We start from the raw sequence: 12,022 nt of genomic DNA on the forward strand, positions 1-12,022 counted from the left end.
CGGTCCAGGCCCAGGCCCAGGGCCGGCGCGCCAGGCCCACGGCCGGGGCGGCGTGGCGTCTCCTCGGCCGCACGTGCCTCCCGGCGGGGTGTGCTCAGCACACCCCGCCGGGACCGGAGGCATCGACGCTCAGCCTCGCGACGCCTGCTCGGCGACGACCCTGTCGATCTCGGTCCGGAAATGCTCCGAGATCTTGATGACATGCGGCTCGCGAAGCAGATAAAAATGCTCACACGGGACGTAGTGGGTGTCATGGCTACCGGTCAGATACGTCGACCAGGCATTCTCGGAGTCGGGATTCTCCGCGGAGCGGTAGACAATCGTGCGCCCGGCCCACGGGCGGGGCCGGTAAAACCGTTCGAGCAGTCGGCCGTGATTGAAGAAGACATCGAACTGCTCCAGTCCCCCGAACTGCACCACGCCGGTCAGGGGAATCTGCACCATTTTCTTGAGAGTTGCCATGTTGGTGAAGTTGGCCCGCTGCTCCGGCAGCAGCCGCTGGGTGAACCGGGCGAGCCGCCCGCGGTAGCCGCGGGCGTGTTCCTGCGCGCTGTCGCCCGCGGTCCCACTGCCACTGCCGGTCCCACTGCCACTGCCACTGCCGGTGACGGCGCTGCCGTCGACACCCTGGGCGGCGGGGGCGTTCTCACCGTCCTCGTTCGGGCCGATGCGCAGGGAGGACGGCAGGTAGGTGTCCATGATCGACAGAAAGCCCACCTCCTCGCCGACCGCCGCGAGCTGCTGCGCGATCTCCATCGCGATCAGGCCACCCAGCGAGTGCCCGGCGAGCAGATACGGGCCCCGCGGGGCGAGGACCCGGATCACCTCGAGGTGGCGCCGCGCCGTCTTCTCGACGCTCCAGTCCGGGAAGCCGCGCCGTTCCAGGCCATGCGCCTGGAACGCGTAGACGGGCTGGTCGTCGCCGAGCCGGCGGGCCAGCGAGTGGAAGCCGAGGGCGAGCGCCCCGGCCCCCGCGAAGCAGAACAGCGGCGGGCGCGACCCCGTGGTGCGCAACGGGACGACCGTGGGGTGGCGCGGCCCGGACTGCTGGGCCACCGACACCGCGTGCGAGAACGCGCCGAGCGTGGGCGCGTCCACCAGCGCGGACGACGGCATCGACACGCCGAGCTTCTCCTGCACGAGCGTGAGCAGCTCGTTCGCGGCCAGCGAGTCGCCGCCGAGCTCCATGAAGTCGTCGCCGACGAAGACCTCCTCGACGTCCAGGACGCGGGTCCAGATGTCGGCGACGACGATCTCCCACTGCGTCCGGGGACGCTTCGAGATGGTGCGCGCCGGCGGGGGAGGCAGGGCCCGCCGGTCGATCTTGCCCCGCTCGTTGCGGGGCAGCTCCGCCAGCGGGACGACCATGGTGGGCACCATCCAGACCGGTAGCCGTTCGCGCAGCGCCCGCCGGATCCGCACGGGGGACAGCGTGTTCCCGTTCACGGCCGGCACGACGTAGGCGATCAGACGGTGCTGTGCGGTGTCCTCGTCGGCGACGGCGGTGACCACGGCCTCCGCGATCTCCGGGGAGCGCAGCAGCGCCGCCTCGACCTCGCTCGGCTCCACGAGGTAGCCGCGGATCTTCACGGCGGCGTCGCGGCGGCCGAGCAGGATGACTGTGCCGTCCGGCTCGATCCGGCCGAGGTCGCCGGTGCGGCAGCTGGTCCGCCCGTCGGCCAGCGGGAGGAACCGCTCCGCGGTGAGCTCGGGGTTGTCCCAGTAGCCGGCGGACAGGAACTCCGAGATCACCTCGACGTCCCCGGACTCACCGGGCCCGGCCACCCTGCCGTCCTCCCGACGCAGCAGCACCTCCTTGCCGGGCGCGGGCAGGCCCGCGGGCACCGTGCCGTGCGGGATCGGCGCTCTCGGCCCGATCTCGTGGAAGCCCAGCGAGGCGATCTCCGACGCGCCCGACCAGTTGACGTAGGTGCAGGTCGCGGGCACGTGCGCGCGCAGCGCGGCGACGTCGCGGCCGTACGCGGCCTCGCCGCAGGTGGTGACGAGCCGCAGGTCGGGCAGTACCTCGTCCACCTCGAGCGCGCCGACGAGGGCCCGCAGCAGGCTCGGCGTGGTCTGCAGGGCGGTGAGGTTCTGCGTGATGATCCAGTCGCCGAGGCCGCGCAGACCGGCCGCGCGCGGGTCGTAGGCGTACAGCCCCGCCCCGTTGAGCAGCCCGAACACGACCACGGTGATCCCGGCGGCGAACGAGTACGGCAGCACCAGCGCCAGCCGGTCGCCCGGGGCGAAGCCGAGCCGCTCGGCGCCGGCGAACGCCTCGCAGAGGAAGGTCCCGTGGTTCCAGACCACGCCCTTGGGCGTGCCGGTGGACCCCGAGGTGAACACGACGCAGGCCGGCTCGTCGAGCCGTGGTTCCGGCCACCACACGGCGTCCGCCCCGTTCGCCGCGATCCACTCGGCTCCGTCGCCGGCGGCGCAGGCCAGGTCCAGGACGAGGCGCGGGGCGTCGTCGCCGAGCGCGTCGAGCACCGGCCGGGGGTTGATCTCGGCCACCGCGGAGGCGTCGGCACCCTGGGCGCCGACGGCGCGCAGGCCCACCGTGGAGCGGGCGACGGCGGCGTCCCCGAGGTCGGTGAGCAGGGCGACGCAGCCGGCCTGGCGGACGATCTGCGCCATCCGCTCCGCCGGCACCATCGGGTCGAGCGGGACGACGGGCCGTCCCGTCTTCATCGCGGCCAGCAGGCCCAGCAGCCCGGCGACCCCGTGCGGGAGCAGCGTCGCGACCGGGCCGAGCTCGCTCGCGTCGAGGCGGCCCAGGATGGCCACGGCGATGGCGTCGGTGCGCCGGTCGGCCTCGGCGAACGTCATAGCCACCCCCGGGGACACCAGCGCGGGGGTGTCCGGCAGCCGGGTCGCCACCTCGCGGAACCGGCTGACCACGGACGCGGGCAGATCGTCGAGATCCAGCGCGGGAAGGGGAACACCGCCCGCGGGGGCCTCGACCGCCACAGCCGCGCGCCGATCGCTTTCGTTCAATGCCGCTCCTTCGTCCTCTGTGCTGCCGGCGCTGTCGGCGCGACGCTCCGCGACAGGCGGTCACGAGGCGCGCCGGTCGTCGGCTCGTCAGTCGTGCGCGACCAGGCAGCGAAGCACCCGGCACGCTCTGCTGGGTCGCCGGCGAGGCGACGGGCAGGCGCGACCGCGGGCGGGTCGCCGCCTGGCAGAAGTGGGCCGGGCGAGGTGATCTCCTCTTACCGACGGCGGGCGCGGCGCGGCGACCGTTCGCTCGATGTACACGAACTGCCTCCCCAGCATCCAGTTCCGTGTAGCGTGGAACTTTATACCACGATGGTGTGGCTGACTTATCGCCACCCCTTGTAGCCCGCCCGGCATGCCGGTTTGTCGGCCGGTAATCATCGGCGGGTATCCCCGCCGATGATTACCTGGGTACGGCGTCTTTTACCGTGATCGGCCGCCGACTTCGAGGTCCGAACGGTGCCATTCCGGCCTGGCCGGGCTCGTGTCCGGCGTACGCACCCCCCGCCCGCGTGTCGTGCCCGCGACTATCTCCTCCGCCAGGCGTCGCCGTGGACGCGCCGCCTGCCTCGCCGCCGCGTGATCGCCGTCTCCTGTCCGCACGACTGCTGAGGCGACTTGCCTTCGCAAGGTTGAGTGGCCTAGACTCATGAACTGTGAACGACAGGAGGTTGCAAGCCACAGGGTGGTCGGCGCAGGTCGACCTGCGGGCCCTGTGGGTGGCGCGTCCGGTCGGAGTTCCGAACTACTGAGCACATAGAGGGAGATCGCTGTGGCTACCTACCTGTGGGACCCGTTCGCCGCGCTGGGCCGGATGGACCGGGAGTTCGACGAGATCGTCCGACGTGCGTGGGGGACGCGCCGCCCGGCGCTCGCCACTCGTGCGCAGGACGCGGAGCTCGCCGTCCCGTCCGCCGACGTCGTGGCCGACGGCGAGGACGTGGTGATCAACCTGGAGCTGCCCGGCGTCGACGTCGAGCGTGACGTCGTCGTGGAGATCGACCGGGGCCGTCTGGTGGTCCGCGGTCAGCGCGGCGGGCAGCGTGAGGAGGCGCGCGGCGGGCGGGTGCACCGCGAGCGGTGGAGCGGCGGCTTCCGTCGCGAGTTCCGGCTCCCCGAGCGGGTCGACGCCGCGCGGATCTCCGCCGGCTACGAGCGGGGCGTGCTAAGCGTCCGGCTCGCGGGCGCGGCGGTGGAGCCCAAGGCCACCAGGATCGCCGTGACCCCCGCGCGTGACGGCGCGATCCCCGAGGTCGCGCCTGTGCGGTCTGGCGACGCCCCGGCGCCCGCGGCCACGGAGTCGGCGCCTGGGCGCAACGACGCCGCAAGCTCCGCCGAGGCCACTCCCTCCGCGTGAGCCCGCGGATCGGGACGTCGGCGGGGCGTTCCGACGGGCATCCGGCGGATCGGGTCCGGGCCGGCCGCGGCCTGGACCCGACAGCCGGCCCGGACCTGATGCCGGTTCAGCGCTGGCGCAGTGAGTCGCTGGATGTCGAGCGGCCCGACGATCCCCGGCTGGAGGAACCACGACTGGACGGCGGCGGCACCATGGGGCCGACGTCGCCGTCGGGAGCCGTGTCCAGGTCGACGACGACCGGGGCGTGGTCGCTGGTGCCGGTGCCCTTGCGAGCCGCCCGGTCCACCCACACGGCACAAACCCGTTCCGCCACGTCCGCCGTCGCCAGCGTGAGGTCGATGCGCATCCCGTAGTTCTTCGGGAAGCAGAGCTGCCGGTAGTCCCAGTACGTGTAGACGACGTCGTCGGGCCAGCGAGCCCGAAGGACGTCGGTGAGGCCGGCGTCGACCAGTGCCGCGAGGGCGGAGCGTTCCGCCGGGGTGACGTGGGTGGCTCCCTCGAACTGGGCGACGTCCCACACGTCCGCATCGGTGGGAGCGATGTTGAAGTCGCCCAGCGTCATCAGCGGTCCCCGGGCCGACTCCGCCACGACCACATCGCGCAGAGCCGCCAGCCAGGTCAGCTTGTAGGCGTAGTGCGGGTCGTCCACCGTGCGGCCGTTCGGCACGTACAGGGACCACACCCGGATGCCGTCACACGTCGCGGCGATGGCGCGTGGCTCCGGCCCCGGGAATCCCGGCCCGCCGGGCAGGCCGCGCACGACGTTGTCGAGGCTGCCGCGCGACAGGATCGCGACCCCGTTCCACCGCCCGTCGCCATGGTGGGCGATCCGGTAGCCACGGCGGAACAGATCCTCGTCGAACAGCTCGAGGAACGCGTCGTCCGAGAGCTTGGTCTCCTGCAGGCACACCACGTCCGGCGCCGCCCGGTCCAGCCACTCGATCAGCCGGGCCTGGCGGGCCTTCGCGGAGTTGATGTTCCAGGTCGCGATCCGCACAGGTGTGACGGTAGTACCGCGCTCCGACAGGCCCGCGCCGAGGACACCACGAGGTACCGAGAGGACCCGACATGCGATGCTGCGAGCTGTGGACCCACGCCTGCGGGCCGCCGTGCGGACCCCAGCGGTAGCGGAGCGCCCCTACGTCCTGTGCAGCTGCGCGATGTCGCTCGACGGACGGATCGACGACTGTTCCGACGAGCGGCTGATGCTGTCCGGCCCGGCCGACCTCGACCGGGTCGACGAGGTGCGCGCCGGCTGCGACGCGATCCTCGTCGGGGCGGCCACGGTGCGCCGCGACGACCCGCGCCTCGTGGTGCGTGCCGAGCATCGCCGCGCCGCCCGGGTGGCCGCCGGCAGGCCGCCGACCCCGCTGCGGGTCGTGCTCTCCGGCGCGGCCGACCTCGATCCGGCCGCGCGGCTGTTCACCGCCGACCCGGGTGAGGTGCTCCTCTACCGGCATGCCGTCGGCGGACCGGCGGAGAGTCCCTGGGCGGGCCGGGGCGCTGTGGCGACCGCCGGCGGCAGGGCGTCGGTGACCGTCGTCGACCTGCCAGCCCGGCCGCGGCTCGCCGTGGCCGACGTGCTCGCCGACCTCGCCCGCCGGGGTGTGCGCCGGCTGCTCGTGGAGGGCGGCACCTCCGTGCACACCGCGTTTCTCACCGCCGGCGTTGTCGACGAGCTGCACCTCGTCGTCGCTCCGTTCTTCGTCGGCGTGGCCGAGGCGCCCACCTTCGTGGCGCCCGGCGACTACCCGCAGGGAGTCCGCGCGCCCCTGCGGCTCGCGGAGGTCCGCCAGCTCGACGACGTGGTCCTGCTCCGATACCTGCTGGCCGAATCAGGGACCTGACCTGCGGGTCACAGGCCCGGCCGAACCAGGAGCGACCGGGTTTTCTCACCGCCATCACGGGCATCGCCTCATCCGGATCAATCCGGTCCGGTGGCGGCGAGGAGTTGATGGCAGTGACGGTGCAGACGGGCGGCCGGTTTCGGCACGCCGTGAGCGGCGGGCGCGGGCCGAGCGCGGGCGGGGCCAAGGGTGCCGCCCGCGAGGCGCGGCACAGCAGGTCGCTCGACATCGCCGCCCGGATCGGGCTGGCCGGGCGCGGCCTGGTCTACCTCCTCATCGGCGTGCTCGCCGTCGAGGTCGCCTTCGGGCTGAGCAACGCGCAGACGAACCGGTCGGGCGCTCTCGGCCAGATCAAGGACAAGCCGTTCGGGTCCGTGGTGCTCGTGATCCTTGTCGTCGGCTTCCTCGGCTACGCGATCTGGCGGCTGCTGGACGCGGCCGTCGGCGAGCAGGGCGAGTCGGACCAGAAGAAGCGCACCGCCAAGCGGCTGGTCTCCGCCGGACGCGGCGTGGTCTACCTGGCGATCGCCGGCAGCACCATCAGCTTCCTCACCTCCGGCGGCGGGGGCTCCAGTGAGCCGGCGCCGTGGACCGCGCGGGTCATGCGCAACGACACCGGCCGCGTTCTGGTCGGCTTCGTCGGCCTCGTCGTCATCGGGATCGGCGTCGGGATGATCGTCCGCGGGGTGAAGCGCAAGTTCGAGGAGAAGCTGAAGACCGGGCGGATGGGCCCGTTCGCGCGGCGGATCGCGAAGCCCGCGGGCACGGTCGGGTATGTCGTGCGGGGCGTCGTGTTCGGGCTGGTCGGCGTGTTCGTGACCAAGGCCGCGATCGAGTTCGATCCGCAGGAGGCCAAGGGCCTCGACGGCACGCTCAGGACACTCGCCGGGCAGGCGTACGGCCAGTGGCTGCTCGCCCTGTGCGCGCTCGGCCTGGCGCTGTTCGGCGTCTACTCCTTCTTCGAGGCCCGTTATCGCCGGCTCTGACCGGCGAAGCCCCGCCCGGGCGGCCATCCGCGGGTAGCGTGCACCCTGCCCGTCGTGCTGGGGCACGCCCGGGCCTCGGGTGAACGGGCGTCGGCGGCCAGCGCGGAGGGGGCACGATGCGGCGGTCGGTCAGCGCCCGCCCGTCGCAGGAGGCCCAGGCCGCGCGGCCGTCCCGAGCGGCCCGGCTGCTCGCCGACGTCTCGCCGCTGCGGGACCATCCGGCCTACCGCCGGCTGTGGCTGGGGGAGACGATCTCGTCCCTCGGCTCCCAGATCACCGCCACCGCGGTGCTGCTGCAGGTCTTCGCCGTCACCCGCTCGTCGTTCCAGGTCGGCCTCGTCGGCGTGGTCGGCCTGGTCCCGCTGGTCGTCGGCGGTCTGTTCGGCGGGGCGATCGTGGACGCGGTCGACCGCCGGCGTCTCGCGATCCTCACCTCCGGCGGACTCGCGGCCATCTCACTGGCGTTTCTCGCGCTGACGGCGACGGGCGGCGTCGACACCGTCGTCTGGCCGCTGTTCTGCCTTGTCGCCGCCCAGTCCGCGCTGGTCGCCATCGACCAGCCGGCGCGGCGCGCGATGGCCCCGAGCCTCGTCCCGCTGGAGAGCCTGCCGGCCGCGTCCGCGCTGTCCCAGATCGGCGGGACGATCGCCCAGGTCGGCGGGCCGATGATCGCCGGCCTCGCGGTGGCCGTCGGCGGCTTCTCCTGCGCCTACACGGTGGACCTCGCGACCTTCGCCGCCCCGCTGTACGGGCTGGCCCGGCTCGCGGCGATGCCGCCGGCGGGCGGTGGGCGTGCCGCCGGCGTGGCCAGCGTGGGGGAGGGGCTGCGGTTCCTGCGCGGTCAGAAGGTGCTGCTGATGACGTTCGTCGTCGACATCATCGCGATGGTCTTCGGGATGCCGCGGGCACTGTTCCCGGAACTCGCCGAGACCCACTTCCACGGCGGCAGTACCACCGCGGGCGCCATGTTCTCCGCGGTCGCGGTCGGCTCGCTGATCGCCGCCGGGCTGTCGCGCCCCCTCGGCGAGATCCGCCGGCAGGGCGTCGCCGTCGTCGTCGCGATCGCCCTGTGGGGCGGGGCGATCGCCGGGTTCGGGCTGGTGCACACCCTGGCCGCCGGCCTGCTGCTGCTCGCGCTGGCCGGGGCCGCCGACATGGTCAGTGCGATCCTGCGCAACGCGATCCTCAACGTCACCACCCCCGACGAGATGCGCGGCCGCCTGCAGGGCGTGTTCCTGGTGGTGGTCACGGGTGGCCCACGGCTCGGCGACCTGGAGGCCGGCGGTGCCGCGGCCGCGGTCTCGCCGGGTTTCTCCGTGGTCAGCGGTGGCCTGGCCTGCATCGGCGCGCTGGCCGTCTCGTGCGTGGCGGTGCCGGCGCTGGTCCGCTACGACGCCCGCGCCGCGCTCACCCGCGCCCACGAAAGGGAGCGGGAACGGGAGCGGGAACGGGAGGGCTCGCCCGCGGGCGACCAGGACGGCGGCGCATCCACCGCGGTCGTGCCCGAAGCACGGGAACCGCGCGCGCTGTCCGCCGAGGAGGGCTCGCCGGCCCAGTCCATCGAGGACCGACCCGTCTGAGCGGAATCGGCGGGTCGTCGCGAGGTCCCGCCGGACGGGGCGCCGGTGGACGGGGCGGGCAGCGGCGGGGGTGGCCAAGGACGTGGGCCGGGCAGCCCGAACCGGTCGTTACTGGATCGTTACGGCGGTGCCGTTCCGGCGTCATCGGGTTCTCGTCGAATGCCAGTTGACGATGGCTCCTGTGGTGAGACCTCGCGGGCGGGGGTGGCGGACCGTGATCGAGAGCACCGTGACCGAGACGGCGTCGGGCGCGTCGCTGGCCGAGCGGGCGGCGGCCGACGGCACGTCGTTCGTGCTGGCGACCTTCGTCGACCTGGACGGCAAGCCGTGCGCGAAGCTCGTCCCGGCAGCGGCGCTCGACCGCGCCCAGACCGACGGCGTCGGCTTCGCAGGGTTCGCGGCCGGCGGCACCGGGCAGGTCCCGAGCGACCCGGACCTCATCGCGAGGCCCGATCCGGACTCCTACGTCGCGCTGCCGTTCGTCCGCCCGGGACTGGCGATGGTGCAGTGCGACCCGCATGTCGAGGGTGAACCGTGGCCGTACGCGCCGCGGATCATCCTGCGCCGGATGTGCGAGCGGCTCGCGACCGAGGGAAGGTCGCTGCGGGTGGGCGCCGAGTGCGAGTACTTCCTCGTCGAGCGGCGCGACGACGGCACGATCGTCCCCGCGGACGCTGCGGACCGCTCCGCCAGGCCCTGCTACGACGCCCGCGACCTGACCCGCATGTACGAACATCTCACCGACGTCTCCACGGCGCTCAACACGCTCGGCTGGGACAACTACGCCAACGACCACGAGGACGGCAACGGCCAGTTCGAGCAGAACTTCGCCCATGCCGACGCGCTCACCACCGCCGACCGGGTCATCGCCTTCCGCTACCTCGTCCGGATGATCGCCGAGCGGCGCGGCATGGTCGCCACCTTCATGCCCAAGCCGTTCAGTGGCCTGACCGGCAGCGGCATGCACCTGCACGTCTCGCTGTGGGCGGGGGAGCGGGCGCTGTTCCCCGACCCGGACGATCCGCGCGGGCTCGGCCTGTCGGAGCTGGCCTACGGCTTCGTCGGCGGCGTGCTCGGCCACGCGCCGGCGCTGCTCGCCCTGCTCACCCCGACGGTGAACTCCTTCAAGCGGACGGGCGCGGCCACGCCGAGCTCCGGCGCCACCTGGACGCCGACCCGCGCCACCTACGGCGGCAATGACCGCACCCATCTGGTGCGGGTACCCGACGGCGACCGGGTGGAGATCCGCGTCGTCGACGGGGCGGCCAACCCCTACCTGGCGATCGCCGGGCTGATCGCGGCCGGGCTGGACGGCGTCGACGCGAAGCTCGACCCCGGTCCCGTCGGCGGCCCGGGCCGGCCTGGGGGGATCGGTACGACTCCCGTGCCGGGAGCGGCCGGCGGCGAGCTGCCGCCGACGCTGCTGCACGCGGTCGAGGCGTTCGTCGCCGATCCGGTGATCACCGGGGCGCTCGCGGCCGCGGGCGCGGGCGGCGACGTGCCCGCCTACTACGCCGCCCGCCGCCGCGCCGAGTTCCTCGACTGGCACAGCCAGGTGGGCGGCTGGGAGATCGACCGCTACCTGACCGCGTTCTGATCCGGGTCCCGCATCGAGGCGGCGACGGCGGGCGCGGACGGGATCCGGCGGCACGGAAGCGAGGCGAGGGGAGGCGTCATGTGCGGCATCGCGGGCCTGCACCTGAAGGACCACACCTATCGGGAGCGGCTTGGCGCCATGGTGGCTGGCATGCTGCGCGGCGTCGCGCGGCGCGGCCCGGACTCGGCGGGCGTCGCGATCCACGACGATGTTCCCGATGTTCCCGATGTTCCCGATGTTCCCGATGTTCCCGATGTTCCCGATGTTCCCGATGTTCCCGATGTTCCCGATGTTCCCGGCGTTCCCGGCGTTCCCGGCGTTCCCGGCGTTCCCGGTCAGGCGGTCCCGGGCGTTCCGGCGGCACCGGGGGCCGGCCTCACGGTGTTCAGGGAGGTCGGTGACCCGGAGGAGTTCGCCGCGCGGATCGGCCTGGCGGGCCGGGCGGGGGTGCGCGCCCTCGCCCACACCCGGATGGCGACCGAGTCCGCGGTCACCGCCGCGCACTGCCACCCGTTCGTGGCCGGCGAGGAGCGGCTCTGCCTCGTCCACAACGGGTCGTTCGCGAACCACGCGACGATCCGTCGCCGCCTCGCGGGCATGGGCATCATCACCGAGACCGACAACGACTCCGAGGTCGCCGCGCACTGGCTCGCCGCGCGCCGCGCCGCCGGCGACGACCTCACCACCGCGCTGCGCCGCCTCACCACCACCTTCGACGGCTTCTTCACCCTCGCGGTCACCACCGCGGACAGCTTCGCCGTCGTGCGCGACCCGATCGCCTGCAAGCCGGCGATCATCGCGGAGACCGACCACTGGGTGGCCGTCGTGTCCGAGTACCAGGCGCTGCTCGGCCTGCCCGGCCTCGCCGACGCCGTCGTCTTCGAACCCGAGCCCGAGGAGGTCTACCTGTGGGCGAGCTGAGCGGCACCACCGCCGTGGTGGACGAGGCCCGCGACGAGATCGTGCTCGACCTGGCCGCGATGTCGACACGCGAGGCGAACGCCGCCCTGCGTTCCCTGCCGGACGGCGCCCGTGCCCGCCTCGACAACCCGGCCGGGCGGCACAACCTGGCCGTCGGCCTCACCCGGGCGGTGCACGTGCGCATCGCGGGGCCCGCCGGCTACTACGTCGGTGGGCTCGGCGCCGCCGCCGAGGTCGACGTCGACGGCCCGGCCGGCTGGGGCGTCGGGGAGAACCTGATGTCCGGCACGGTGCGGGTGCGCGGCGCGGCGAGCCAGAGCGCCGCCGCGTCGGCGCACGGCGGTCTCGTCGTCGTCGAGGGGGACGCGTCGCTGCGCGCCGGGATCTCGCTCAAGGGCGGGCAGCTCGCCGTCGCCGGTGACGTGGGGCGCTCGTGCGCGTTCCTCGCCCAGGCCGGGACGATCCTCGTCGGCGGCGACGCCGGCGAGGCGCTCGGCGACTCCCTGTACGAGGCGGTGATCTACGTCGCCGGCCGGATCCGCGGCCTCGGCACCGACGCCCGGGTCGAGGACCTCACCGAGGCCGACGTGGCGGCCGCGGGCGCGCTGGCCGCGGCCGCCGGCTTCGACCACGTCGACCCGCAGAACGTCACCCGGGTCGCCTCCGTCCGCTCCCTCTACCACTTCGACACCGCCCACCACGGCGCCTACTGACGGCGCCTACTGACGGGAGCCGAC

General features: G+C 73.6%; 9 protein-coding genes. 7 read left to right on the forward strand and 2 right to left on the reverse strand.

Features of this window, described 5'->3' with window-relative positions:
* Positions 1 to 129 precede the first annotated feature (129 nt).
* Positions 130 to 2,997 carry a non-ribosomal peptide synthetase gene (locus AC6EXY_RS01185; protein WP_101833123.1) on the reverse strand — a complete coding sequence of 956 codons (2,868 nt, stop codon included), beginning with the start codon at positions 2,995 to 2,997 and terminating at the stop codon, positions 130 to 132.
* Between the two features lie 772 nt (positions 2,998 to 3,769).
* Between AC6EXY_RS01185 and AC6EXY_RS01190 the strand changes: the two genes are divergently transcribed.
* Positions 3,770 to 4,354 carry an Hsp20/alpha crystallin family protein gene (locus AC6EXY_RS01190; protein ID WP_101833122.1) on the forward strand — a complete coding sequence of 195 codons (585 nt, stop codon included), beginning with the start codon at positions 3,770 to 3,772 and terminating at the stop codon, positions 4,352 to 4,354.
* Between the two features lie 106 nt (positions 4,355 to 4,460).
* Here the strand turns inward: AC6EXY_RS01190 and AC6EXY_RS01195 are convergent, their stop codons facing one another.
* Positions 4,461 to 5,351, reverse strand: coding sequence for an exodeoxyribonuclease III (locus tag AC6EXY_RS01195; protein ID WP_101833121.1), 891 nt, complete (start codon positions 5,349 to 5,351; stop codon positions 4,461 to 4,463).
* Between the two features lie 76 nt (positions 5,352 to 5,427).
* Here AC6EXY_RS01195 and AC6EXY_RS01200 point away from each other — a divergent pair, with 76 nt between their 5' ends.
* The 6 genes from AC6EXY_RS01200 (at position 5,428) to AC6EXY_RS01225 (ending at position 11,998) form a co-directional block, all read left to right on the forward strand.
* The gene (locus AC6EXY_RS01200) at positions 5,428 to 6,201 is read left to right on the forward strand and encodes a RibD family protein (RefSeq protein ID WP_101833120.1); all 774 of its coding nucleotides are present in this window, start codon (positions 5,428 to 5,430) and stop codon (positions 6,199 to 6,201) included.
* A gap of 107 nt (positions 6,202 to 6,308) precedes the next feature.
* Positions 6,309 to 7,187, forward strand: coding sequence for a DUF1206 domain-containing protein (locus AC6EXY_RS01205; protein ID WP_101833119.1), 879 nt, complete (start codon positions 6,309 to 6,311; stop codon positions 7,185 to 7,187).
* A gap of 116 nt (positions 7,188 to 7,303) precedes the next feature.
* Complete coding sequence (locus tag AC6EXY_RS01210; RefSeq protein WP_101833118.1) at positions 7,304 to 8,767, forward strand: MFS transporter; 1,464 nt, start codon at positions 7,304 to 7,306, stop codon at positions 8,765 to 8,767.
* Between the two features lie 214 nt (positions 8,768 to 8,981).
* Entirely contained in the window at positions 8,982 to 10,364 is a 1,383-nt protein-coding gene (gene glnT, locus AC6EXY_RS01215; RefSeq protein WP_243407774.1) for a type III glutamate--ammonia ligase, read from the forward strand.
* A gap of 78 nt (positions 10,365 to 10,442) precedes the next feature.
* Positions 10,443 to 11,285, forward strand: coding sequence for a class II glutamine amidotransferase domain-containing protein (locus AC6EXY_RS01220; protein ID WP_499818092.1), 843 nt, complete (start codon positions 10,443 to 10,445; stop codon positions 11,283 to 11,285).
* Entirely contained in the window at positions 11,273 to 11,998 is a 726-nt protein-coding gene (locus AC6EXY_RS01225) for a GltB/FmdC/FwdC-like GXGXG domain-containing protein (protein ID WP_243407773.1), read from the forward strand. Before AC6EXY_RS01220 ends, AC6EXY_RS01225 begins: the two co-directional genes overlap by 13 nt.
* Positions 11,999 to 12,022 lie beyond the last annotated feature (24 nt).

Source organism: Frankia sp. RB5 (genome assembly GCF_059816245.1).

Coding starts and splice junctions, on each gene's coding strand:
- AC6EXY_RS01200 (WP_101833120.1), top strand. CDS start 5,428: ATGCTGCGAGCTGTGGACCCACGCCTGCGGGCCGCCGTGCGGACCCCA.
- AC6EXY_RS01205 (WP_101833119.1), top strand. CDS start 6,309: ATGGCAGTGACGGTGCAGACGGGCGGCCGGTTTCGGCACGCCGTGAGC.
- AC6EXY_RS01210 (WP_101833118.1), top strand. CDS start 7,304: ATGCGGCGGTCGGTCAGCGCCCGCCCGTCGCAGGAGGCCCAGGCCGCG.
- AC6EXY_RS01220 (WP_499818092.1), top strand. CDS start 10,443: ATGTGCGGCATCGCGGGCCTGCACCTGAAGGACCACACCTATCGGGAG.